This window comes from Thermoactinomyces sp. DSM 45891 (assembly GCF_900119485.1).
Lineage (GTDB): Bacteria > Bacillota > Bacilli > Thermoactinomycetales > Thermoactinomycetaceae > Baia.
On record NZ_FPJZ01000007.1, the window covers coordinates 69,470 to 93,403 of the forward strand.

Consider the following 23,934-nt stretch of genomic DNA (forward strand, 5'->3'; position numbering starts at 1 on the left):
ACCTAGTTCCATTCCGTATTACTGATGTCGATTGTGAGCAATTCGAGAGGCTGCTGCAGCCGCAATGGCACCGGCCAAATCATCGAGAAACGTATGAATTGCACCATCTGTTTTACAGTTTAATTTGGCTAAGATTCCTGGTTTTACTCGATCAATATATCCGTAATTCGTTAAACCGATGCTTCCGTAAACATTTAAGATCGCGATCGACAATACTTCATCAATGCCATATAAACTTTCATCACGCACAATCATATCTTGCAATGGTTCAAGCAAATTGCCTGTCTCAGCTAAAATGTCTAGCTGGATTCCGGTTAAAACCGCATTTTGTACTTCTCTTTTTTCTAGTACTTTTTCTACGTTTACTAGGCATTCCTCTAGTGTTAGGTCTGGGAAAAAGTCTTTCTGTAGATATAAGGTGAGTTCGGCTATTTGGGATTCATTGATTCCACGCCGATGAATCCATTCAATGGTTGTTTGATGAACTTCTTTTGCCGAAGCGGGGGCTGGTTGATGGTTCATATATCACACTCCATTTTCTCTTCAATTGATAGGTTTACCGAAGATGTGGGAATTATGTTAGTTAGCAAGGAAAGGCGGACTTTATATGAAAACATTACTCATTACAGGCGGTAATAAAGGGATCGGGAGCATGATATCGAAGGTATTGGCGGAATCTGGCTGGAATGTTGCGATTGCGGGGAGATCGTATGATCAAGGGGTCTTCTATGCAAACGAGCTATCTGAGCAGACGGGACAACAAGTCTGTTTTTATCAAGCGGATGTAACAAGCCGTCGGGAAATTAGAGAATTAGCGCAAGAGGTAAAAAGGGATTTTGGTGGGATTCATGCTTTGGTACATGCAGTTGGTCCTTTTTTACGAGAAAGAAAATTATTTACCGATCATTCTGCAGAAGAGATAGAGGAGTTAATTCAAGGGAATTTTATGAGTAGCTTATGGTTGACACATGAAATGATTCCGATCATGAGAGAAGAACAATTTGGTAGGCTGATTTATTTTGGATTTGGTCGTGCTTCTGAGGCTCCTGCGTGGCCCGATCGATCCGTGTATGCAGCTGCGAAAACAGGTTTGGTTTCATTTATGAAAAGTATTGCTGTTGAGGAAGCTGTATACGGGATTACAGCTAACATGGTAAGTCCTGGAGATATTATTGGAGAGTATAAAGAGATGACGCGTGAGCAAGTAACCAACATCTTTGACAAAGAGACCCCGCGTGGTAGGCCTGGATCGGGGGAGGATGTAGCGAGGATCGTGCATTTTTTATTACAAGAGCAATCGGACTTTGTTACGGGTAGTGTGTTAAATGTGACAGGAGGTCTTGATGTCATTCATCCACGTTCTAAAAAGCAAATTACTTCCATTCAGTAAGCACAGTCTACGATTCTTTACATACAATATGGGCATAAGTGAATGAAGAAGTAGGGGTGAAGGTACATGCTTTCACAGGATTTAAAAGAGGTATCAGAGCAACTTGACCAGTGGACAGGAGAAATTCATTTTACACAATTACTTGAATATCACTATGGTGTTCAGGTGCTCTCAGCTCGGCCTATAGCAGGTGTAATCTATTTGGAGACAGATCAAGGTCCGTATGGATGTAAACGAATTAAGAAGAGTGAACTAGATAGTTATAAACTGCTGATCCAAGTAGCCCCATGGATGGAGTCACTGCCTGACCGTGTGATGGAAATACCTATGCCACTTAGTTCTGTAAAAAATAAAAAACATGTCTTAACAGGATTTGCTCGAAATTATGTGATTTATCCTTGGATTCATGGGGAAAGCATGTCTTGGAATCAGGAGCAAGATTGGTTGGATGCTACGGTACAATTGGCTTCTTTTCATAAACAGAGTGCGGAATGGGAGCCGGAGACGAAGAAAAAAATGAAGTGGATAGACTCATCCGAAATTCAAAAAGAAGAAGCACATAAACACGAAATCTATACTCTTGCCGCCAAATGGACAGAGATTCCGAACCAAGTAGATCTCACTTTATCGCGAATGGGAACCTACTACCAAAGCTTGCTGGAATCGATTCAAGAATATGATGAGAAGATTGCAGGCCGAGTGGTTAGGGAACAGAGTAGAGTAAATGGGAAGCTTTGCCATAATAACTGTTCGCGGAAGAATTGGATTCGGGATGAGGATCATAAGGCCCAACTAGTTGATTGGAATCAACTAAGCTATCAAGTAAGAACGAAAGATGTAGGCGATTGGTTGCTGACCGCGTATCGTTCTACGGGAAGCAAAGAATTAATTACCCGAATTATCAAGCAATATCATCGGACTCACCCCATTGAGGAAGAAGAACACGCTTTGATTTATTCGCGGCTCATCTATCCGGATCATTATTTATTTGAGTGCAACCAGATTTTTGAGGAGCAAATTTACTTTGAAACGACGGCATGTAAAAAGTTAACGGAAGCAAAAGAGATTACAAGTAAAAAAATCGCCTTTGCCAGCTGGTATGTTGAGATGATGAAACAGGAATTCAATAAAAAGGTACCGACACTTTATTGGGTACATTTATAAATGTATGTTGTTTTATAAATACAGCATCCTATGAAGGGTGTTGTTTTTATATTTTATCAATAAATGGGCAATGTAAGGATACATAGAAAAAGAAGGTAGGAGATTTTCATTGAAGCGCGAATCAAAATTTGTGCCCTATATACCTGCTTCGCGGTCTCTGCCTGAGATCACAATTGTATCCGTTATATTAGGAGTTGTATTGGCAATTGTATTCGGTGCAGCTAACGCATATCTGGGGTTAAAAATAGGACTAACTGTCACTGCCTCGATTCCTGCGGCCGTGATTTCGATGGCGATCTTAAGAGGAATATTCCGTCGAGAGTCGATTTTAGAAAATAATATTGTTCAAACGATGACCACTGCGGGTGAGGCAGTGGCAGCTGGAGCGATCTTTACCATCCCAGCCCTGTATCTTATGAAGTTAACCCCTTCGCAGGGAATGGTTGCATTTATCACGTTAACAGGGGGATTCTTAGGAGTTTTTATGATGATTCCATTACGTCGACTGTTAATTGTAAATGAACATGAAACACTTCCCTATCCTGAAGGGACTGCATGTGCAGAAGTGCTAAAGTCTGGCGAACAAGGTGGCAGTAGCGCTGTCTTAATCTTTGCTGGATTTATGATCGGTGGACTTGTAAAGGTATTTGATGGACTTCGCTGGATCAAAAACTCGGTCGCAACTGCCATTGCTGGGTATAAGGGTGCAACTGTCGGGATGGATATCATGCCCTCTTTATTAGGAGTCGGCTATATTATTGGACCCCGAATTGCAGGACAAATGATTGCAGGTGGCTTGTTTGCATCGGTTGTTTTTATCCCGATGATTTCTTTTTTTACAACAGGGAGTCCTACTTCGTTCTTCCCAGCCATTGAGCCGATTAGTACAATCGATGCTGGTGGGATCTATTCAAATTACATTCGGTATATTGGTGCTGGTGCAGTAGCCACAGGTGGATTAATTACCTTGCTTAAGACACTTCCGCTACTCATTAAATCTGTAAGGGATACGATCGTGAGTCTTCGTACTCAGGATCAAGATATAACCTTAGACCGAACGGATCGGGATCTTTCATACAAATATATTGGCATTGGTGTACTGGTTTTAATATTGATTATCGCTTTTGCTCCCGTAACCAATGTAGGTGTGTTAGGTGCGATTGCCATTGCAATCTTTGGATTCTTATTTGTAGCGGTGGCCTCTCGAATTGTTGGGATTGTGGGAAGTTCCTCTATGCCTGTGTCGGGAATGACGATCGCTACTTTGTTAATCGTGACCATTTTATACAAAGCTACAGGATTCTCTGGAACAGAAGGTAGTGTAGCGGCATTAGTTGTAGCAGCTATTGTCTGTGTAGCTATAGCAGTAGCGGGAGATATCTCACAAGATTTAAAAACGGGCTATCTAGTAGGTGGAACCCCTTGGAAACAACAGCTTGCGATGATGATCGGGGTGCTTGCGAGTGGATTATTGATTGGATATATATTAACTTTATTTGATTCCACATATGGACTAGGTGGAACCGAGCTACCCGCAGTTAAGGCTGTATTAATGCGTATCATCGTAGAAGGAATTATGGGTGGGAACCTACCATGGGACCTTATTTTTATGGGCATTGGCCTAGCGATTACGATCGAATTTTTGGGTTTAAACTCGTTAACGGTGGCAGTTGGTTTTTATCTTCCTCTCTCGATTAGTTCCCCGATCATGGTAGGTGGGATCATCCGCTGGTTGTCCGAAGCATTTGTGAAAGATGAAAGGATTCGACGCAGACGGGAAGAGGTAGGAACGCTATTTGCTTCAGGTTTAATAGCTGGGGAAGCTTTGATTAGTGTGGTTATCGCATTGTTAATTGTGCCGAAAGTAATCGATCCTGATAAACCCATTGTGTTCGATAATAACTGGATGCCTATTATTATTTTCTCGCTGTTAGCCATTTCTCTCTTATGGGTAGCTACTCGATTTAGTTCTAAAGAGAAGCCTACTGCCTAGCATCCACAGAGATAGGAGTTTACTATGTTACAACGTACTAAGAAGAAACCATCTCCTCCTAACTTACTTGAGATGAAACCGCTTTTACGGAGTCATTTTCAGATTGAGAAAAACGAAGAAAACCAGAACTTGTGTAAAGTATTATTGCCTAGAATGAGCTGGATCGAGCGGTTTTCGATTCGCTTTCTAAACCAGCCTTTGATGATCAAAGTGCAGTTAGATTCATTAGGAAGCTTCGTTATCCAAAGATGTGAAGGAGTGCAAACCGTTCAACAGATCAGCGATGATCTGTTGAATCAATTTGGAGAAGAAGCGGAACCGATTCTCCCGAGGTTGGCTACCTTTCTTGAGATGATAGAAGTGAATGGGTGGATTCACTTTGTGCAGGATTAGGCAGGTTTTATTAAATAAGAGGCTGTAGTCTTGTCTGAAATGAGACAGCCTACAGCCTCAAGTAATCGATAAACGTCTAAAAAACGAATAGGTTGATCTATTTCATATTCAAAAAATTTATATTATAATGAAAAGATATGAGCCATCAATTCCAGACGAAAAGGAGGAAGGCTACATGACACGATTTAAGCGGTTTATTCATTACATAACGAAAATAGGTAAATCCATTTCATATAAAGGGTTTGAGCAATTAAAACAAGCTTTCGTCAACAAATGGAGTGAAAAAGAGCCGAGGGAACACTATTATCAGCTAGGTAAGTTAGCTGTGATTGCGATTGTGATTATTTTGGTTTATACCAGCTTCTTTGCTATGGAAAAAGGAGCAGATGATTCTTCAGTTCTAGTGGAAGAGTCGCAGATTCCGAATATGTTACGAATCGTGGAGACGGGAGAGGTACGCAATTTAGACAGTGCGTTAGTAAACGATCAAAGTACCCAAAATGTGTTACATAATCTTATGGAAGGGCTTATGAGATTAGATAAAGATAGCAAACCAACTTACGGTATGGCTGAAAAAGTGGAAGTGAGTCCAGACTACAAAACCTATGTGTTTACACTTCGAAAGAATGCGAAATGGAGTGATGGTCAACCGGTCACAGCAGAGGATTTTATCTTTGCTTGGACGAGGGCTGTGGATCCTAAAAGCTCAAAAAATAGTTATCTATTTAAGAATATAAAAGGCTTTAAAGACGGAAAGGTCGAGCAAGGAATTGTGGCTTCAGACGATAATAAATTGACGATAACGTTGATCAAGCCAGATCCAAATTTTTTATCATTGACGACGAATAGTGCTATGTTTCCACAGCGAAAAGATCTATATGAAAAGTATCGCGATGTATTCGGAAGTGACATTAGAACATTGGTTTCTAATGGACCTTTTCAGTTAGAATCTTTTACATTAAACAAATTAGTGGCGGTGAAAAATAGTAGCTACTGGGATCATCAAACGGTGAAAAGTAACGGTTTTATCATGTTTGTTAGTAAGAATAATAGGGATTCAGATAATAAATATGTATCTAACGAAGTGGATCTTATGCAGATGCATAGTAAAATGGACGAAGCGACTATCAAAAGTGACATGGTGACAGTTCCTCGAACCACCATCTACTACCTGTATGTAAACCCGAAGCTAGATGGGAATACAAAGAAATATTATGTGTCTGCAGTTGAGAGATTAATGGACTACACTTCGTTAGTAAAGAGTGGGAGTATTATACCTGATCTTACTTATCAACGAAGTGATTTGTTAAAAAAAGATGAAAAAGGAAATTTCACTAGTCCAACAAAATCTAATGTAATTACCTGCATTGATCAACCAGAGGTGAAGAAAGTTTGTGAAGCGTTCCAAGAAAAAGTGTGCCAAGCTTGCACCACGAATGAAATACAAGCAAAAGACATTCGGGAGCAAATGAAGGGACATGGTTTAGATTTAATAGTAAATTTGTGGAAATCATATTATTATGACCCACTCACATTTCTCGATATCTTTACGACCGAAGCTATAGAAAACACAACTGGATATTCTAACCCAATGTATGATCGATTGGTGGCTCAAGCTCATGAGGAAATCGATCCAGTAAAGAAAGCTAGGTTCATAGCAGAGGCAGAGAATATTTTAACCTATCAGGATAAAGCAGTGATTCCGCTGTATCAAAGAGTGATCCCTAGACTTCAAAAACCGTATGTACAGGGTATTGTTTATCATCCGTACGGTCCAGAGTACTCTTTAAAATGGATGCAAATTAATAAGAATCCCAAGTAAAATACTATACGAAATATCTCTTTTTTATAAAAATTTCAACTTACCGAAACTACGAGAATCTAAATAATTAAGTGAAATTTTTTTCTAAAAGATAAGTAAGACCTATTGCAATATAAAAAGAAATCAAATAAAATTTGTTACAATTAGCAGGAGATTTAGTGTTAATCTAACGAAATGTTTTTTCCAGATTCGGGTAATCTCCGTATATCATAAGTTTCATATTATTTATCAGAATAGAAATATAGCACTTTATATTTTGTTATATCTAATTAATTAGATTACATATTTATTTCTTTCTTTTAGAATTGGAGGGATAGGATTGTCGCAGGCTTTGCTTCAAATTGAGAATTTAAAAACAGTGTTCCAGAATACAAAAAGTGTAGTTACGGTTGTCGACGATATTAGTTTCTCGATGAATAAGGGGGAAACGCTTGCATTAGTAGGAGAATCTGGCTGTGGAAAGAGTATGACCTCCCTATCCATTATGGGCTTATTGCCAGGTACAGGGAAAGTTGCACAGGGGAAAATCATGTTTGAGGGAAATGATCTGACTAAAAAGTCAGTTGAAGATATTAGTAAAATTCGTGGAAATAAGATTGCGATGATTTTTCAAGAACCGATGACCTCTCTCAATCCTGTGCTCAAAATCGGGGATCAGATGACAGAAGGATTGATCCTCCATCATAAGCTCAGTAAAAAGGAGGCGGAAGCGCGAGCGATTGAGCGATTAAAGCTAGTGGGTTTTGCTCGTGCCACAGATATTATGAACGAGTACCCACACCAATTATCTGGTGGTATGCGGCAACGTGTCATGATTGCGATGGCTATGTCCACAGATCCGCAGTTATTGATTGCAGATGAACCTACTACTGCTCTTGATGTAACGATTCAAGCGCAAGTTCTTGAATTGATGAGAGGTGTAAAAGCAGAATTTGAGACATCGATTTTATTGATTACGCATGATCTGGGTGTAGTAGCTGAGATGGCAGATCGTGTAGTGGTTATGTACGCAGGAAAAGTAGTGGAGGAAGCAAGTGTATTTGATGTTTTTGAGAAATCGTCCCACCCCTACACTGAAGGCCTTTTGAAATCGGTTCCCAATTTGGAAGCAGACCAAACAAGACTTTACTCCATCCGAGGAAACGTGCCTACTCCAGATGAATTTCCTATCGGTTGTCGTTTTGCGCCCCGCTGTGATAAAGCGATGGATCACTGCTTTGACCATGCACCTGATTTATATCGTGTAGGAGATCACCATCAAGTACGATGCTTCTTGTATCATCCAGAGAAGGGGACGTTCAGCCATGAGTAACCACCTATTAGAAGTAAAGAAATTAAGTAAATATTTCCCTATTAAGGGTGGTCTCTTCAAACGTAAAGTGGGTGACGTGAAGGCAGTTGACCAAGTTAGTTTTTATGTAAAAAAAGGTGAGACCTTTGGCCTAGTTGGAGAGTCTGGTTGTGGTAAATCGACAACTGGGCGGACGCTCCTTCGGTTGATGGAACCAACAGATGGACAGATCCTTTTTAATGGCGTCGATCTTACTACATTAAAGGGTGAGTCTTTGAGAAAAGCTCGTCGCGATTTACAAATGGTGTTCCAAGATCCATACGCATCCCTAAATCCCCAGATGACAGTAGAGCAGCTAATTGAGGAGCCTCTCAATATTCATAACATTGGTGAAAAGAAAGATCGTCAGGATCGTGTTCTTCAGATTATGGATACGGTAGGGTTAAATAAAAGCTTTGGCGGCCGCTATCCACATGAATTTTCAGGTGGTCAAAGACAACGGATCGGGATCGCTAGGGCACTTGCTCTACAGCCCAAGTTAATTGTGGCAGATGAACCTGTCTCAGCATTAGATGTGTCCATTCAATCGCAAGTTGTAAATTTGATGGAGGATTTGCAACAAGAGTTTGGACTTGCCTATGTTTTCATCGCTCACGATTTAAGCGTGGTACGTCATATTTCAGATCGTGTGGGAGTAATGTACCTCGGTCGTATGGCAGAGATTGCCCCGAAAGAGGAGCTATATACACAGCCCGCTCACCCGTATACGCAGGCGCTTCTGTCTGCTGTGCCGATCCCTAATCCACGTCTAAAGCGCGAACGAATTATTTTAGAGGGGGATGTCCCGAGTCCGGCTAATCCGCCACAAGGATGTGCATTTCATCCACGTTGTCCAAAAGCATTTGATCGTTGTAAGGTGGAGCGTCCAGAGATGATGCATCTTGGCAGTGAACATTATGTAGCGTGTCACCTCTACGATTAGTAGAACGGAATCTATCAAAGGGGTGATGCCTCGAAGGGACTTCGGAGGATTTTAAATTATTTTTTTCCATATCATTAGGAGGTTGAAAAAGCATGAAGAAACGTAAAATCGGTATTCTCTCTCTTGCAGTCGTGATGGGTCTCTCCGTTTTCGCAACTGCTTGTGGGAGCAAATCTTCCGGCGACGGGGCAAAAAAGAAATCCATTACAGCAACGATGAACAGTACATTTGATGGGAAATTTAACCCCGCACTTTATGACAGTGTGTATGATGCCTATATCCTTGACCAAACATTTGCTTCCTTGTGGAAACAGGATGAAAAACTAGAAACGAGCATTCCTGACTTAGCCGAATCTTGGAAAGAGTCCGAGAAAAAAGATGGCGTTTCTATCAAATTGCGTCAGAATGCAAAATGGTCAGATGGCAAGCCAATTACAGTGGACGATGTGATCTTTACATGGAAGTTTATCGCCAACAAGGAATATAGCGGTTCCCGTTTTGAGTATGTGGAGTCCATCAAGGGTGCAAAAGAGTACCGCGAGGGGAAAGCTCAGGATATCGAAGGAATTAAAAAGGTAGACGACTACAACTTAGAAGTTACCTTTGAGAAGAGTGATGCTCGTGATCTTAGCACCAAGGTGTTTAGTACACCTATGCCAAAACACATTTTTGAGAACAAGCCAGTTAAAACACTTGAGAATGACCCAGCGGTGAAAAAAGCAGAAAATATTGTAACAAGTGGTCCTTTCACTATTAAAGAAATTAAGGCTGGAGAGTTTGTAGTGCTGGAGAAGAATAAGAATTTCTATGGTGCTGCGGAAGGAAAGCCAAAGTTAGATCAAATCGTCTGGAAAGTGCTTCAGGAAGATGTAGCGATTGGGGCGCTGAAAGAAGGAAAAGTGGACATGGTTTCGCGGATTAAGCCTGGTAGCTTTGAAACCATCAAAGGTTTTAAGGATGTTGAGCTTGTAGAAGACACCGATCTTGGGTATCAATACCTTGGTTTTAGAACAGACCATCCAAAACTCACAGATAAAAGAGTGCGTCGAGCTATTGCATATGCGATCAATCGTGAACAGATGGTAACAGGTCTTTTAAAAGGTCATGGTACATTGCTCAGTACTCCAGTTTCTCCTAAGAGTTGGGCTTACAGCAAGGATCTAGATGCTGAGTATTCCTACGATCCCGCAAAGGCGAAAGAGCTTCTAGCTGAAGCAGGCTACAAAGATACAAATGGAGATGGATTTGTAGAAGATCCATCGGGTAAGCCATATGTACTCTCATTAGAATTTCCTAAAGGAAACCAAGTGCGTGAACAATCAGCTAAGTTGATTCGAGAAGATTTAGAAAAGGCCGGTATCAAAATTGATCTTAAGCAACCGAAAGACTTCGCCGCTCTAGCTGAAGTGGTACAACAAAAAGCAGATAAAACGATGGAAATGTGGTTGATGGGTTGGACAACAGATGTAGATCCAAACCCTAAAAACATCTATGGCTCTACAGCTGAGTCAAACTACTACCGCTGGAAGAGTCCAGAAAGTGATAAATCAATCGGTGTTTCTATGTACGATCAAAAAGCATTTACTAAAGAAGGTCGTAAAGCATTGATTAAGGATTGGACGAAGATCTTCCAACAAGATTCTCCAGTTGTTCTGTTATACTCTCAAAATATTATCGATGCTTATAACAAGCGTATGACCGGAGTCCAGTACGACTACCGTGGAGCGTTAGGGCATCCAAGTTTCGTGGACTGGGATGTGAAGTAGTCGATATACAGCTTTGAAATGAAAGACGTGTAGTCTGCACGGCTACACGTCTTTCATTATCAGTAGAGAGAGGTGAAGAGCTTGGTTAAATATGTTACTCGTCGATTGCTTGTAACGATTCCAATGATTGTTCTTATTTCGATCATTCTGTTTACCTTGTTGCAATTAGCACCGGGAGATCCGTTAGCTGGTAAACTAGACCAACACACAGATGCCAACTATATTGCTAAACTAAAAGAAGATTTCGGGCTTGATAAACCACCTGTGGAACAGTTTTTCTTTTGGGCTAAAAATTTTCTACAAGGGAATTTTGGAGTCTCATTTGATAAGAAAGTGTTAGTTCAGGATTTACTGAGTGAACGTATAGGGAAAACCGCATTTCTTGGAGTCGTTGCGTTAATTTTTACATATATAATTGCGATACCGTTAGGGATCCTTTCAGCCAATAAACCTTATAGCAAATTGGATTATACCCTTACCAGTGCTTCCTTCATCGGGTTTTCGATGCCATCATTTTTTGCAGGGCTATTATTAATTTATTTATTTGGATTTCAGTTAGGGTGGTTTCCGTACAGTGGTTCGGAGACAGAAGCCTCTGGATATGAGGGTCTAGAATATATAATGGATCGATTGCATCACGTTATTTTGCCTGCTATGACGTTAGCGATCATTAATATTGCTCAGTACAATCGTTATGTCAGGGCAAGTGTTCTAGATGCGAAAGCACAGGATTATACGAGAACAGCTCGTTCAAAGGGGCTTTCGGAGAGTAAAGTTTTACGGAAGCATGTATTGCGCAATGCATTGATTCCACTCGTTACCCTATTTGGAATTGATCTGGGCCTCTTGCTAAGTGGTGCGATCATAACAGAGACTATTTTTGGCTTTCCAGGAGTGGGCCAATTATATATACAGTCCATTACAACTCGGGATTATCCTGTTGTGATGGCGATCACGATGATGACCTCTATGGCGGTTCTCATGGGGAATCTAATTGCAGATATCTTATATGCATTTGTGGATCCACGAATTAAATACGATTAGGAGGTGACTCATATGAAGGTTAGTGTTGAATTAGGAAATAGGAAAAATCTGAAGGAAGAGAAACACGCATCTCCCTTTAAGCTAGGCTTTCAAAGATTCTTGCAGAATAAAATGGCATTTGTGGGCTTGATCGTTCTTTCTATCATTGTGCTTCTAACCGTGGCTTCTCCTTGGTTAACCACACATAATCCAGAATTGACAGACCTTACGAGTCAAGATTTACCTCCGAGTGGTGAGCATTTTTTAGGGACTGACTCGATGGGCTATGACATTTATTCTCGCTTGGTTACGGGTGGCCGTGTGTCTCTAGTAGTTGGTTTTTGTACCATGTTCTTTACCGTTGTCATCGGGATTACATTTGGATCGATAGCTGGTTATTTTGGAGGGAAAGTAGACAGTCTCATGATGAGATTTACAGACTTAATGTTGAACTTCCCTTTCCTCGTGTTTGTTCTCTTCTTAATCTCTATTTTTGAGAAGACTACTGTTCCGCTACTGATTACAGCCTTAGCGTTAACATCGTGGCCTACAACGACTCGTCTTGTAAGGGGAATCTTCTTATCACTTCGTGAGATGGAATATGTACAAAGTGCAAAAGCAATCGGTAATAAAAACTTCCGTATTATTTTTAGGCATATGATGCCGAATGCGATTGCACCGATCATCGTAAATGCAACTCTTTTGATGGCACAGATGATTAGTATCGAAGCAGCACTAAGCTTCCTAGGGTTCGGTATTCCTGATCCGACTCCTGCATGGGGAGGTATGCTAAACGATGGTATGGATTATACCATTATGACAGAGCGACCGTGGCAATGGATTCCTGCTGGTGTTCTGATTGTTTTAACCGTATTATCCATTAACTTCATCGGAGATGGTTTGCGGGATGCTTTTGATACAAAATCGACTCGTAGATAGAAAATAAATAGATAAACAAAGAAAAAAGGCTATCTAGTTCATGATTTTACTAGATAGCCTTCCTTATACGATTAAAGTGCTTGTTCTACTTCACGTACTTCTGGAATCTCTTCCATCAATGCACGTTCAATTCCTGCTTTTAGGGTAATCGTAGAACTTGGGCAAGATCCACAAGCGCCAAGCAGGCGTACGCGAACGATGCCATCCTCGATTTCAACTAGTTCTACATCTCCGCCGTCACGTTGGATATATGGACGCAATTTATCTAAAACCTCTTGTACGCGTTCTTCTAAAGTCATATTTGTCATACTCCCTTCGAGTCAACAATCCCTCACAGGTGAGAATTGTTCTTAATTAGTTAGCTTTCTTTATTGTAGGTCTTTTTTAAATGAAAAGCAATGGAGATTATCGGGTTGTTTTCCTATAAAATCTCTCTCTTTTTTTACCCCTAGTAAATTGATAAGATAAATATAAGTTTACTTTATTTAAAAATGTTTAATTCTATGGAAGAAGGTACTATATGAAAAAGATATACCAAAATGTGAAAGAGTTAATCGGACAAACCCCGATTGTTCAACTACATGATTCCCGTATTCCAACCGGGATTGAAGTATATGCCAAGCTGGAGTTTATGAATCCGGGAGGCAGTGTGAAGGATCGCTTGGGCATGGCATTAATTGCGGAGGGAGAGCGAACAGGGAAACTGCAACCAGGTGGGACCATTATCGAACCTACTGCAGGAAATACTGGGATTGGAGTGGCATTAGCGGCTATCGGAACTGGTTATCGAGTCATGTTCGTAGTTCCGGAGAAGTTCTCTCAGGAAAAGCAAGAGTTAATGCGAGCATTGGGTGCAGAGGTAGTAAATACACCGACTGAAGAGGGGATTAAGGGAGCGATTCGCAAGTGTCAAGAATTGGCGGAGGAGATTCCAGGTTCCTATGTGCCCCAACAGTTTGCGAATCCAGCGAATCCAAAAATCCATTATGGGACGACAGGCCCTGAGATTTGGGAGCAACTGGATAACAAAGTAGACATTGTCGTAGCAGGCGCGGGTTCAGCAGGAACCTTTGTCGGGATCGCGAAGTATCTAAAAGAAAAAGATTCAAAAGTGAAAGCGGTAATAGTAGAACCAGAGGGCTCGATTTTAGGTGGGGGAGAAGTAGGTCCTCATAAGGCAGAGGGAATTGGATTAGAATTTATACCTCCTTACTTTGAACATGACTTAGTTGATCAAATATACACAGTAGATGATGTCGATTCCTTCGGGCTGGTGGCAGACCTAGCACGTGAGCAGGGATTATTGGTCGGTAGTTCGTCAGGAGCTGCTTATTATGCTGCATTGGAAGAGGCGAAGAAAGCAGTGCCAGGGACGAGAATTGTGGTGATATTTCCAGATGGTTCGGACCGATATTTAAGTAAAAAAATCTATCAAGGTGGGGTGTAAGTAAGATGAGAATGGATACAAAATTAATTCACGGTGGGATTTTTGGAGATGAACATACGGGGGCTGTAAGTGTTCCGATTTATCAAGTGTCGACTTATAAACAAGATGGAGTAGGAAATCATAAAGGATTTGAATATTCCAGGACAGGCAATCCAACGCGTCATGCGCTTGAGGTATTAATTGCAGACTTGGAAAATGGAACCCGTGGGTTTGCATTTTCATCAGGTATGGCCGCAATTTCAACGATTGTTAGTTTGTTTAGTCAAGGAGATCATCTAGTAGTTGGAGATGATATTTATGGCGGGACGTATCGCGTATTAAGCAACGTCTTTAACCGATTTGGAATTGAAAGTACGCTAGTAGACACAAGTGTACTATCTAATGTAGAAGCGGCGATTCGCCCTAATACGAAAGCGATCTATATGGAAACGCCAAGTAATCCATTACTAAAAGTGACAGATATAAAAGGGCTTGCAGTCATTGCAAAAAAACATAATTTGCTTAGTATCGTGGATAATACTTTTCTAACTCCATACTGGCAAAACCCACTTGATTTAGGTGCAGATATTGTTCTTCATAGTGCTACGAAATATTTAGGTGGACATAGTGATGTGGTTGCTGGTTTAGTAGCAGTAAAAGAAGAAGAACTAGGTGAGCAGTTGCATTTTGTCCAAAATTCAATCGGGGCGGTACTTGGACCACAGGATTCGTGGCTGCTTATCAGAGGATTAAAGACACTCGGATTGCGGATGAAAGCGCATGAAGAGAATGCGCTTCAATTAGCAAAGTGGCTCTCCAAGCAAGATCAAGTAAGCAAGGTTTACTACCCAGGACTTGAAACCCACAAGGGGCATGAAATGGCAAGCACGCAGGCGAGAGGATATGGTGGGATTATCTCCTTTGATGTAGGAAGTGAAGAGCGCGCGGATCACATTTTAAGTAAAACAAAATATTTTACTTTGGCTGAGAGTTTAGGAGCAGTGGAAAGCTTGATTTCGGTACCTGCTCGCATGACTCACGCATCGATTCCAGCAGAAAGGCGTGCTGAACTAGGGATTACAGACGGTCTCATTCGGATTAGTGTTGGAGTAGAGGATGTAGAAGATCTGATCCAAGATTTAGCACAAGCAATGGAAGTGATTGCGGGGAGTAACGTGTGAATCAAACGTCCATAATTGAGGTTTTGGTATATGGGACAAAAGAAAATTGTTCCAGTTGCGTTACCCTACCTTCTGCTGTCGAAACAGCTAGTTGGCTTGAAGCCGCTTTGCTGAGAAAATATGGAGAGCAGGTAAAAGTTCGCTATATCGATATTTGTGCTCCTGAAAGTGAGAAGGATCAAGCGTTTTCTAACCGTATTATCGAGGAGAATTTGTGGTATCCTGTTGTGGTGATTCAAGATGAAATTCTCGCGGAGGGGAATCCGAAATTAAGGGCATTGTATCAATATATAGAGGATCTGGGTGTAAAACCGATTTGAAGAGTGAAAGGGTAGAGGAACGTGCGGCCACTCATTGAGTTTTGTGTAAACAACGTAACTCCAGAGTTAGCAGAAGTAAAAAAGAAGCTCGAAACGAACCTCGATTATGATGTGCTGGATTATGGATGTCTAGGATACTGCGGAATTTGTGCCACACAGCCTTATGCGCTAGTCAATGGCGATATGATCAAAGCCGATACAGCCGAGGAGCTACTCATTGCAATTCATAAGGCAATCGATGAGATGGAGATTCGTTTTTAGGGATCAAAAAAAGAGGGGATGGCTATGGGAGGCCATCTCCTCTTCCTATGAAAACAATCGTTACTTCTTGAGTGCAGGTTCGAACACTTTAATTTCATTATAGAATGTATCACGCTCCACTGGGATTCGATCTGCCCCCTGAATCAGCCAGACGAGTTCATCACGGGTCAATGCACTTTGAGTAAGCGCTCCGACGGCATGACTAATTCGTTCTTCCACTAGAGTCCCATGGATATCAGAAACTCCATAATGCATGGATAGCTGAGTAAGCTGTGTGCCGATATTGATCCAGTAGGCCTTCACGTGTGGGAAGTTGTCCAACATGAGGCGGCTAATGGCAAGAGTACGCATATCATCCATCGCGGATGTTCGGCGACGAATTCCTGCGTTGATGCTACGTGGCTGCATAGCAAGTGGGATAAATACGAGATAGCCATTGGTTTCGTCTTGTAGCTCCCGTACTCGCATCATATGGATGAGGCGTTCTTCTTTTGTCTCGATTGAGCCGTATAGCATGGTAGCATGTGTCTTTAATCCGAGATTATGAGCAATATGGTGCGCTTCTAGCCATTCATCAGTGCTTGCTTTATCGGGGCTCATTTTTTCTCGATAGCGCTCGGTAAGAATTTCAGCCCCACCACCAGGCATGGTATCTAGGCCGGCGTTTACAAGAGCGCGCAGAACTTCTTCAGGAGATTGTCCACTAATCTTCGCGAAAAATTGAATTTCAGCCCCTGTATATGCTTTTATAGTTACATTTGGATAATTCTTTTTTAAAATCGAGATGGTATCGAGATAGTAATCAAATGGCACTTCATGGTTGTGCCCACCTACTATATGAAACTCACGAATATTATCTGTCATTCGGTGTCCGACATATTCTAATAGTTCCTCAGGAGACATCGTATAAGCGCCCTCTTCTCCTGGATCACGGCGGAACCCACAAAATGAACATTTTGCTTCACATACGTTCGTGGGGTTAATGTACATATTTTGAATAAAGTACACCTTTTTACCATTACGGCTCAGGTTTACTTCATTAGCTAACTGTGCGATCGAGAGCAGATCTGGCGTTTCATATAAGTACAAACCATCTTGTAGAGTTAAACGCTCGCTATGGCGTACTTTGTCTGCAATTTCCTGGAATCGGGTATCCATTTTGACTTCTTCCCCTCTCAAGCCATAAAAAATAAGACGAAACATGCTATGATATTGATAAGCTCAATAACGATTTTCGACTTTGAAAGATGACCTCATTCTAACATAATCGAACGAAAGATGTAATTGGTATCGAAGAAAGAGGGAATTTGGTCAGGTACTACCTTTCGTGTCACTGTTTGTCTGTATGAATCATACAGAAAATAACAATTTAGAAAAAAATGTAAAAAAGTGGTTCCGTTTTGTCGGAGGAATGGTGTATACTAGAAAATGGTAGATAGTCCACTTTTAGAAGTATAAAGGGGGGGTTTCCGTTGTTGAAGCGGAAACTAGAGGAACAGATTGAGGTAGTTAGACTGAAAATGGAAGACACAGCCAAAATAATGGGAATCGGTCACCCGATTGTTTATCAGCTGAGTGTTGAACTTGATCAACTTCATAACGAATGGCATCGCATGTGCGGAGGTAAGAAGAAAAATATCTACAAAATTCGCAAAAATCATATTCATGTGAAAGAATGTTCAGCCATCGAAATGTATCAATATGTAGGCTAATCCTTTGTAAGTAGCTTGAATTGTTCTTCTCCTGAGAAGTATACTGGATCTACAGGAGGGTGAATTCCAATGATTATATTAACAGAGGAAGCTGTACTTAAAGTCAAAGAAATGTTAACTGATACAGATAATCCAGAGCAACAATTCTTGCGTGTAGGTGTTACCCAAGGCGGTTGCAGTGGTCTTTCATATAGTTTGGGTTTTGATGAACAGCAAAACCCAGGTGATACGGTACTTGATCTACATGGGGTGAAAGTAATTATTGATGAAACGAGTCGCCCCATTCTTGCTGGAACCGTTATCGATTATAAAGAGTCCATGATGGGTGGCGGTTTTAGCATTGAAAATCCTAATGCGATCGCAAACTGTGGCTGTGGTTCATCATTCCGAACAGCAACAGAGGCTGGAAAACCAGGAGATTGCTAATAAAAATGAGAAAAAGCTTTCATTCAGAAGTGGTGGTTATCTGAATGAAAGCTTTTTCCTGTTGCTAAGAGCTATTCTCCGTGCTCTAAGACGATATCGATCATGGTATAACCACATGTAGGACAGTAGAGTTGGTGAGGACATTGATGATTCTCTAGGTCAGAGTATCCATTTGTCGTCTTCAGCTGATCGATTTCTTCATAAGGGCTATAGTTGCCCATTAGAAAGGAAATCGGTCCATAATCGACTAGTAAAGTAGTGCAGAGTGGGCACGTTTCGGAAATTTGATTGGTAAATCCGTTGCAGAGTGGGCACATATAGGACACGTTTTGGAACCTACCTTATCTTAGGAGAAGATGATATTTAGTAGGCTTCCAAAATGATGTGGATTCATACATGGTGAGATGAAAGTCTGTTAATGGACTATATCTAAAACGACATACTCGAACTATGTCCCGGCTGCACTTTTGCCGCAGGGTCAATGTATCGTTTCGCGTGATTAATTGCGGTCGGAGCTTCACCAAATCCGACTGCAATTAACTTCACCTTCCCTGGATAATGCGCGATATCCCCAGCCGCATAGATTCCCGAAATATTGGTCTCCATACTGGAATTAACTAGGATTCCGTCATCTCCTACTTGTAGGCCCCAGTTTGCAATAGGTCCCAATGAGGAAACGAAACCATAACTTATAATAAGAGCATCTGCATGGACTTCTTCTGTGATCCCTAGTTTCTGGTTGCTGAGAGTTATGGAAGTAATTTGGCTCCCACCATGTAACTTTGTAATTTCTCGCGGTGTAATGACCTGTACAGTGGACTGCTCGAGTAGTTCGACACTATGTTCATGAGCGCGGAATTTATCTCGACGGTGGACCAACGTAACACTTTTGGCAACGGGTTCGAGCATAAGGGCCCAGTCTAAGGCTGAGTCTCCGCCCCCGGCGATGACCACATCCAGTCCCGTAAAGCGCGAAACATCGTTTACAAAGTAAAAAAGATTCGTTTGCTCGAATCGAGTTGCATTTGGGAGTGAAATACGTCTTGGTTCAAAGGCACCACAGCCTGCTGTAATGATGATGGATTTGGAATAATGTGTTTGTTGATTGGTGACGATCTCAAATAATTGTTCATCTCTCTTATGAACTTCCATTACTTTCTCATCTAGACAATATTCAGGTTTGAATATAGAGGCTTGTTCGATTAACTGATCGACAAGTTCTTGCGCTGTCACTTTTGGAAACCCAGCTACATCATAGATGTATTTATCTGGATACAGAGCCGATAACTGTCCGCCTAGTTGAGGCATGCTTTCGATTACTTTGACCGAAGACTTTCGCATTCCCGCATAAAAGGCAGCAAATAGTCCAGTAGGTCCTCCGCCAATAATTGTAATATCTGTAGGAATCAAGGACTTTTCCTCCAAGGGTTAATTGATTTGGAATATAAAAAAAACTTAGAAACATTATACCAGAAAATTAACTGCTTTTCTTACTTATTTCCGTATTGGATAGATAAAACGCTTAGCATTTTAAAATAATCTTTTCGTGGCTATAAAACAAAATAACGGACACAATATATACAAAATCCCTTGCCAAATGTCTAAAGAGGTCATATGATAAGGTTTGGTAATTAGTATAAGGAACTCGTTGTTGGGCCTACATTTCTTAGTTTGTGAGAGAATAAACATATTTTGGTATGTGTAATAAGTAAATGGATGTGATGAATAGTGGCAACACCTAAGATTCTGGTTCTAGGTGCAGGTTATGGTGGTCTTATGACTGTGAAGGGTTTAACGAGAAGCCTAGGGGCTTCTGATGCGGAGATTACATTGGTGAACCAAAACCCTTATCATTACTTTACTACCGAGTTGCATAAACCGGCAGCTGGTACGGCTCATCATGATCACGCACGTGTAAACATCGCGTCCGTGATCAATACAAACCGCGTAAACTTTGTGGTAGATCGTGTAACTTCGATCAATCCAAGTGAAAATAAGGTATACTTGGAAAATCATACCTTGGATTATGATCACTTAGTGATTGGGCTGGGAAGTGCCCCAGAGACATTTGGAATCAAAGGTCTTTTGGAAAATGCCTTCTTTATCCGCAACATCGACAGTGTTCGCATGATCCGTGAGCATATGGAATATATGTTTGCTCGCTATAAAAATGATCCAAAAGAAGAGTATCTTACGATTGTTGTGGGTGGAGCAGGATTTACAGGGATTGAGTATGTTGGTGAGTTGGTAGATCGACTCCCAGAACTTTGCCGTGAATACGATCTTCCACAAGAAAAGCTACGGATTGTAAATATTGAAGCAGCACCAACTGTGCTACCTGGCTTTGATCAAGCACTTATTGACTACGCTGTAGAATACCTAAAAGGAAAAGGTGTAGAATTCTACCTTGGCGTACCGATTGAAGAGTGTACAAAAGATGGGGTTGTTTTAAAAGGCGGAGAAGAGATTAAATCGTCTACTGTTGTCTGGACTGGTGGAGTGCGTGGTAACAAGCTGGTTGAGGAATCAGGCATTGAGACTATGCGCGGCCGTGTGAAAGTAGATGAAAATTTACGTGCACCAGGTCATGATAACATTTATGTGTTAGGTGATAGCTCATTAGTCATCCCAAAAGAGGGCGAGCGTCCGTACCCTCCAACGGCACAGATTTCTACTCAACAAGGCCAATACCTTGGAAAGCACTTGCCTCAATTAATGAGGGGGGAAAGTGTTCACGCATTTCAATATGCACCTAAGGGAACGGTTGCTTCTCTAGGAAATCGTGTAGCGATTGGAGTTGTGGGATCCAAAAAGTTGTTTGGTGGTTCAGCGAGCTTTATGAAGAAACTAATCGATCTTCGTTGGTTATTTCTATTGGGTGGAATTTCACTCGTTCTCCGTAAAGGGAAACTATAAGTAAACAAATCAAAAAGCACTCTCCTCGATGGAGGGTGCTTTTGCTGTGCTAATTATTATAAAGTGTTTAATGCGTCCGTAATGTCAGAGTGTGAAATGCAAGTAAACATCGGTACATCACGCAATGTATAGCGACTTGCCTCGGTCTCACGAAGGTCTTGTACTAATTGTAAGAAGTCTTTCGGATCATCGGTTTCAAACGCCACGACAAACTCATGGTCGTCAATCCCGAAGCTATAAGTCGTATTTAGTTTAACAGATGGATAACGGCTTCCTACTTGAATATGCTCATCCATCATCCCTTGGCGAGCTGGGAAGGAGAGTTGATACCAATCGCGTGTCTTAATAAAAGGATAAACGAATAAGTATTTAGATTGCCCTGGAATGATATGGGTGCGTGGATTTTGGTGCTCAGGGTCCATTTTATCTACATAAACACTACGTTTGGTAATCGACAGATACGAATACGTAATGGTTAAATACTTTCCTAGACCAGTATGCATGAGTTCAGAGGTCATTTTTTGGAATGTCTCTAACTTATCGGCAATTCTCCAAAGCATTAATTCTGCGTCTGGGCGAATTCCCACCATCGAATAAGAGAGAATAAAATTCCCTTTCATTCCTTGATATTCTTTTACAACGGATGCGAATTCTGCCTTCCCTTGCGCCTGCTCTTCTTGCGGGAGACGACGCCAAGCAGGATCTACTTTAAAGAAAGAGAAATTTACATACTGGGTTGGTAACTGTGGACGTGGAGTCCCTTCAGAAGAAGATGGAGCGGCTCCAGGTCGCCCTGTAAAGGATGGTCTACCTTGTTGTGGTCTCATTCTTCATTCCTCACTTTTTGAGTAGCCTATTTGTTCAACTATGAACAAGATCATCCTTATTGTGCCAAAGAAACTACCAAAACGCAAACGTTTTAGAGTTGACCCATAGAATGAGGTTAAGTAAGATAGAGTTGGTTTTGTTATTAAGCTTTGAACGGAGGATAGATCAATGGATGCTTCTATGCCGGTTTCGATACCACAGTTGCTCATTTCAATTGTGCTGTTGCTTGTTTTCTTCTTTGGTATTGGCTTTATTTTAAATATGATTCTTAAAACGACTTGGCTACCCATTATCGTGTATGCAGGGTTTGTTGCCTATATTGCATTTCAGATGAAACACATACATTTAGTGGATATTTCATGGTTAATCGCTGGGCTAGTAGGTGCTGTTGCGAGTGGATGGACCATTCAAACGTTACGAGTCAAAGGATATAAGATGTTTTAGTATCAACGGAAGGGAATATGAAAACAGCTCACATCTTGTTACTGTAACAAGATGTGAGCTGTTTTGTTTTGTTTGCCCTTTTTAAAACCAAACCACGTACATCATCAAGGCTATAAAAATCCCGAACCAAGCGCCGACAAATACTTCGATGGGTTTGTGTCCTAAAATTTCTTTTAGCCGATTTCGATGCTCCAAATTTAACTTGGACGTTCGAATTTCGTGGAGTAAGGCCGCGAAATCGTCAATAAGCTGATTGATAGCTTGGGCCTGCATACCTGCTTGCCTGCGAACCCCTGTGGCATCATACATGACAATGATACCAATGATGGTGGCGATTGCAAAAGAAGTCGTATGAAAGCCCTGTGTAATTCCGATTGCTGTTGCCAGTGAAGTTACCGCTGAGGTGTGTCCACTAGGCATTCCTCCTGAGAGATAGAACCATCTCCAATTCCATTTTCGATGTAGGGAGAAATTCCATAAGACTTTTACGAGCTGGGCCAAAAAAATGGCAGTAAGCGAAGTCCATAGGCAAAAATTATCGAAGAGAGCAAACAATGTAATATCCTCCTTTCCCTTCGATGTAAGTTACCTAAGAGTTTGTTTCAAGGTTTACTTGGTTTTATCAAAATATACTTGATAAGCTTTTAGTTCCTCTTTAATTTGATTCTCTAATTGGCTTATCAGTTCATTTAATTTATCATACTCTTTCTGCATGCTCTTTTGAGTGCTCATCTTTCCTTGGCTGAGCTCGAGGTAAAGGGCATGCTCTTGCTTTAATACAAATTCGCTTTGCTGATAGACCTGCTCTCTTAGACTCGTAGTCTTCTCTAATTGAGAGATGAGTTCAGAGGCAGAGGGTCGATAACCAGATGGGAGATCGTTTAGTTGTTTCTTTAACTCTGGGAAGAGGGTTTTACTTTTTGTAAGCTCTACTTTTTGAAGAGCGGTTGTTTTCTGTTGTTCTTCAATTAATGTAACGATTTGATTCAGTCCATCTTTGTTGTCCTCGATTGCAGGTTTTAAAGCGAGAACCATGTCCTTTTCTTTTTTAAAGCTTTCGGAAGACTTAGCAGATAATTCTCCGTACTTCAGATTATGATTTTGTACTTGATTAATCTTTTTATTAAACTCACCTACTGCTCCGTTGTGAAGGTAGAGCATATAGGCTCCAATTAAGAGGGTAATCCCTACCACTATGGCTACTGATACAAGGGGCAATCGCCTTTTGAAATCAAATGCTCTATTCCTAAATCTAGATTTTCTATCCATTAGTAAACCTTCTTTTCTATTAATATGATCTATAAATTATATACGATACCTTTTCTACATTTGGATGGATTTGAGGCATGAAAGTGAATTTTTTATCCTATATACAGAATATAATATCCATATTTAGAAAAGTAATGAATCCTTAGTGAATGATAATGACAAATTTATGCAAATGCATACTCCTTCATGAATGGAGGAGATGGTTAAATATGAATTAGATACATATTCATCAAAACATAAATAGACATACGATGGAAAAGCACATGTGCTGATATATAAGGTATGAAAACGTTTGCAAAATAGAGGTAAGAAATTTTACAAAAAAAACCTGTATACAACAAATATAAATAAATATAAAATCATGCTAGTACTTATGAAATGACATAAA

General features: G+C 40.9%; 26 protein-coding genes. 18 read left to right on the forward strand and 8 right to left on the reverse strand.

Annotated elements, in window-relative coordinates; genetic code table 11:
- Positions 1-18: 18 nt before the first annotated feature.
- A complete protein-coding gene (locus BT147_RS07920) occupies positions 19-522 on the reverse strand; it encodes a phosphatidylglycerophosphatase A family protein (RefSeq protein ID WP_072333300.1) in 504 nt (167 codons plus the stop codon).
- An 85-nt stretch (positions 523-607) separates the two neighbouring features.
- Between BT147_RS07920 and BT147_RS07925 the strand changes: the two genes are divergently transcribed.
- From BT147_RS07925 to opp4C, 10 genes are all read left to right on the forward strand, one after another.
- Positions 608-1,390 (forward strand): SDR family oxidoreductase, encoded by a 783-nt coding sequence (locus BT147_RS07925; protein WP_072333303.1) that lies wholly within the window; start codon positions 608-610, stop codon positions 1,388-1,390.
- A 66-nt stretch (positions 1,391-1,456) separates the two neighbouring features.
- On the forward strand, positions 1,457-2,554 hold the full coding sequence (locus BT147_RS07930) for a YutH/CotS family kinase-like spore coat protein (protein WP_072333306.1): 1,098 nt from the start codon (positions 1,457-1,459) through the stop codon (positions 2,552-2,554).
- 109 nt (positions 2,555-2,663) lie between these two features.
- On the forward strand, positions 2,664-4,547 hold the full coding sequence (locus BT147_RS07935) for an OPT family oligopeptide transporter (protein ID WP_072333309.1): 1,884 nt from the start codon (positions 2,664-2,666) through the stop codon (positions 4,545-4,547).
- Positions 4,548-4,571: 24 nt separating this feature from the next.
- Entirely contained in the window at positions 4,572-4,940 is a 369-nt protein-coding gene (locus tag BT147_RS07940) for a PqqD family protein (RefSeq protein WP_072333312.1), read from the forward strand.
- 175 nt (positions 4,941-5,115) lie between these two features.
- On the forward strand, positions 5,116-6,762 hold the full coding sequence (locus BT147_RS07945; protein ID WP_072333315.1) for a peptide ABC transporter substrate-binding protein: 1,647 nt from the start codon (positions 5,116-5,118) through the stop codon (positions 6,760-6,762).
- A gap of 319 nt (positions 6,763-7,081) precedes the next feature.
- On the forward strand, positions 7,082-8,074 hold the full coding sequence (locus tag BT147_RS07950; RefSeq protein WP_072333318.1) for an ABC transporter ATP-binding protein: 993 nt from the start codon (positions 7,082-7,084) through the stop codon (positions 8,072-8,074).
- Positions 8,067-9,035 carry an ABC transporter ATP-binding protein gene (locus tag BT147_RS07955; RefSeq protein ID WP_072333321.1) on the forward strand — a complete coding sequence of 323 codons (969 nt, stop codon included), beginning with the start codon at positions 8,067-8,069 and terminating at the stop codon, positions 9,033-9,035. Before BT147_RS07950 ends, BT147_RS07955 begins: the two co-directional genes overlap by 8 nt.
- 92 nt (positions 9,036-9,127) lie before the next feature.
- Positions 9,128-10,801 carry an ABC transporter substrate-binding protein gene (locus BT147_RS07960; RefSeq protein WP_072333324.1) on the forward strand — a complete coding sequence of 558 codons (1,674 nt, stop codon included), beginning with the start codon at positions 9,128-9,130 and terminating at the stop codon, positions 10,799-10,801.
- A gap of 72 nt (positions 10,802-10,873) precedes the next feature.
- Entirely contained in the window at positions 10,874-11,845 is a 972-nt protein-coding gene (locus BT147_RS07965; RefSeq protein WP_286119236.1) for an ABC transporter permease, read from the forward strand.
- Positions 11,846-11,857: 12 nt separating this feature from the next.
- On the forward strand, positions 11,858-12,763 hold the full coding sequence (gene opp4C, locus BT147_RS07970) for an oligopeptide ABC transporter permease (protein WP_072333330.1): 906 nt from the start codon (positions 11,858-11,860) through the stop codon (positions 12,761-12,763).
- Between the two features lie 71 nt (positions 12,764-12,834).
- Here opp4C and BT147_RS07975 read toward each other — a convergent pair whose 3' ends face one another.
- Positions 12,835-13,062 carry a NifU family protein gene (locus BT147_RS07975; protein WP_131849634.1) on the reverse strand — a complete coding sequence of 76 codons (228 nt, stop codon included), beginning with the start codon at positions 13,060-13,062 and terminating at the stop codon, positions 12,835-12,837.
- 221 nt (positions 13,063-13,283) lie between these two features.
- Between BT147_RS07975 and BT147_RS07980 the strand changes: the two genes are divergently transcribed.
- Genes BT147_RS07980 through BT147_RS07995 form a run of 4 tightly spaced genes read left to right on the forward strand, consistent with a single transcriptional unit; the run spans position 13,284 to position 15,951 of the window.
- Positions 13,284-14,210 (forward strand): PLP-dependent cysteine synthase family protein, encoded by a 927-nt coding sequence (locus tag BT147_RS07980; protein ID WP_072333336.1) that lies wholly within the window; start codon positions 13,284-13,286, stop codon positions 14,208-14,210.
- A 5-nt stretch (positions 14,211-14,215) separates the two neighbouring features.
- Positions 14,216-15,370 (forward strand): bifunctional cystathionine gamma-lyase/homocysteine desulfhydrase, encoded by a 1,155-nt coding sequence (locus BT147_RS07985; RefSeq protein WP_072333339.1) that lies wholly within the window; start codon positions 14,216-14,218, stop codon positions 15,368-15,370.
- Positions 15,367-15,690 carry a DUF1462 family protein gene (locus BT147_RS07990; RefSeq protein ID WP_286119237.1) on the forward strand — a complete coding sequence of 108 codons (324 nt, stop codon included), beginning with the start codon at positions 15,367-15,369 and terminating at the stop codon, positions 15,688-15,690. Before BT147_RS07985 ends, BT147_RS07990 begins: the two co-directional genes overlap by 4 nt.
- A gap of 21 nt (positions 15,691-15,711) precedes the next feature.
- A complete protein-coding gene (locus BT147_RS07995) occupies positions 15,712-15,951 on the forward strand; it encodes a YuzB family protein (RefSeq protein WP_072333342.1) in 240 nt (79 codons plus the stop codon).
- 60 nt (positions 15,952-16,011) lie between these two features.
- Here the strand turns inward: BT147_RS07995 and mqnE are convergent, their stop codons facing one another.
- Positions 16,012-17,109 (reverse strand): aminofutalosine synthase MqnE, encoded by a 1,098-nt coding sequence (gene mqnE / locus BT147_RS08000; protein WP_072333345.1) that lies wholly within the window; start codon positions 17,107-17,109, stop codon positions 16,012-16,014.
- A 314-nt stretch (positions 17,110-17,423) separates the two neighbouring features.
- Between mqnE and BT147_RS08005 the strand changes: the two genes are divergently transcribed.
- Together BT147_RS08005 and BT147_RS08010 are read left to right on the forward strand one after the other, a co-directional pair.
- Positions 17,424-17,663, forward strand: a complete 240-nt coding sequence (locus BT147_RS08005) for an aspartyl-phosphate phosphatase Spo0E family protein (protein ID WP_072333348.1) — start codon at positions 17,424-17,426, stop codon at positions 17,661-17,663.
- Between the two features lie 69 nt (positions 17,664-17,732).
- Positions 17,733-18,089, forward strand: a complete 357-nt coding sequence (locus BT147_RS08010; protein ID WP_072333351.1) for a HesB/IscA family protein — start codon at positions 17,733-17,735, stop codon at positions 18,087-18,089.
- 71 nt (positions 18,090-18,160) lie between these two features.
- On the opposite strand, the gene BT147_RS08015 is transcribed toward BT147_RS08010, so the two are convergent.
- The gene (locus tag BT147_RS08015; RefSeq protein WP_502688559.1) at positions 18,161-18,415 is read right to left on the reverse strand and encodes a hypothetical protein; all 255 of its coding nucleotides are present in this window, start codon (positions 18,413-18,415) and stop codon (positions 18,161-18,163) included.
- 103 nt (positions 18,416-18,518) lie between these two features.
- Positions 18,519-19,499, reverse strand: coding sequence for an NAD(P)/FAD-dependent oxidoreductase (locus tag BT147_RS08020; RefSeq protein WP_286119241.1), 981 nt, complete (start codon positions 19,497-19,499; stop codon positions 18,519-18,521).
- A gap of 318 nt (positions 19,500-19,817) precedes the next feature.
- On the opposite strand from BT147_RS08020, the gene BT147_RS08025 reads away from it, so the two are divergent.
- The gene (locus BT147_RS08025) at positions 19,818-21,005 is read left to right on the forward strand and encodes an NAD(P)/FAD-dependent oxidoreductase (RefSeq protein WP_072333358.1); all 1,188 of its coding nucleotides are present in this window, start codon (positions 19,818-19,820) and stop codon (positions 21,003-21,005) included.
- A 56-nt stretch (positions 21,006-21,061) separates the two neighbouring features.
- On the opposite strand, the gene BT147_RS08030 is transcribed toward BT147_RS08025, so the two are convergent.
- Positions 21,062-21,832, reverse strand: a complete 771-nt coding sequence (locus BT147_RS08030) for a chlorite dismutase family protein (protein WP_072333361.1) — start codon at positions 21,830-21,832, stop codon at positions 21,062-21,064.
- 169 nt (positions 21,833-22,001) lie between these two features.
- Here BT147_RS08030 and BT147_RS08035 point away from each other — a divergent pair, with 169 nt between their 5' ends.
- Positions 22,002-22,277: a YuiB family protein gene (locus tag BT147_RS08035; RefSeq protein WP_286119244.1), complete on the forward strand. Its 276-nt coding sequence runs from the start codon at positions 22,002-22,004 to the stop codon at positions 22,275-22,277.
- An 81-nt stretch (positions 22,278-22,358) separates the two neighbouring features.
- On the opposite strand, the gene BT147_RS08040 is transcribed toward BT147_RS08035, so the two are convergent.
- On the reverse strand, positions 22,359-22,832 hold the full coding sequence (locus BT147_RS08040) for a divergent PAP2 family protein (RefSeq protein WP_072333364.1): 474 nt from the start codon (positions 22,830-22,832) through the stop codon (positions 22,359-22,361).
- A gap of 54 nt (positions 22,833-22,886) precedes the next feature.
- Positions 22,887-23,546, reverse strand: coding sequence for a hypothetical protein (locus BT147_RS08045; RefSeq protein ID WP_072333367.1), 660 nt, complete (start codon positions 23,544-23,546; stop codon positions 22,887-22,889).
- Between the last annotated feature and the right edge of the window lie 388 nt (positions 23,547-23,934).

Coding starts and splice junctions, on each gene's coding strand:
- BT147_RS07920 (WP_072333300.1), bottom strand. CDS start 522: ATGAACCATCAACCAGCCCCCGCTTCGGCAAAAGAAGTTCATCAAACA.
- BT147_RS07925 (WP_072333303.1), top strand. CDS start 608: ATGAAAACATTACTCATTACAGGCGGTAATAAAGGGATCGGGAGCATG.
- BT147_RS07930 (WP_072333306.1), top strand. CDS start 1,457: ATGCTTTCACAGGATTTAAAAGAGGTATCAGAGCAACTTGACCAGTGG.
- BT147_RS07940 (WP_072333312.1), top strand. CDS start 4,572: ATGTTACAACGTACTAAGAAGAAACCATCTCCTCCTAACTTACTTGAG.
- BT147_RS07945 (WP_072333315.1), top strand. CDS start 5,116: ATGACACGATTTAAGCGGTTTATTCATTACATAACGAAAATAGGTAAA.
- BT147_RS07955 (WP_072333321.1), top strand. CDS start 8,067: ATGAGTAACCACCTATTAGAAGTAAAGAAATTAAGTAAATATTTCCCT.
- BT147_RS07960 (WP_072333324.1), top strand. CDS start 9,128: ATGAAGAAACGTAAAATCGGTATTCTCTCTCTTGCAGTCGTGATGGGT.
- opp4C (WP_072333330.1), top strand. CDS start 11,858: ATGAAGGTTAGTGTTGAATTAGGAAATAGGAAAAATCTGAAGGAAGAG.
- BT147_RS07975 (WP_131849634.1), bottom strand. CDS start 13,062: ATGACTTTAGAAGAACGCGTACAAGAGGTTTTAGATAAATTGCGTCCA.
- BT147_RS07980 (WP_072333336.1), top strand. CDS start 13,284: ATGAAAAAGATATACCAAAATGTGAAAGAGTTAATCGGACAAACCCCG.
- BT147_RS07985 (WP_072333339.1), top strand. CDS start 14,216: ATGAGAATGGATACAAAATTAATTCACGGTGGGATTTTTGGAGATGAA.
- mqnE (WP_072333345.1), bottom strand. CDS start 17,109: ATGGATACCCGATTCCAGGAAATTGCAGACAAAGTACGCCATAGCGAG.
- BT147_RS08010 (WP_072333351.1), top strand. CDS start 17,733: ATGATTATATTAACAGAGGAAGCTGTACTTAAAGTCAAAGAAATGTTA.
- BT147_RS08030 (WP_072333361.1), bottom strand. CDS start 21,832: ATGAGACCACAACAAGGTAGACCATCCTTTACAGGGCGACCTGGAGCC.
- BT147_RS08035 (WP_286119244.1), top strand. CDS start 22,002: ATGGATGCTTCTATGCCGGTTTCGATACCACAGTTGCTCATTTCAATT.
- BT147_RS08045 (WP_072333367.1), bottom strand. CDS start 23,546: ATGGATAGAAAATCTAGATTTAGGAATAGAGCATTTGATTTCAAAAGG.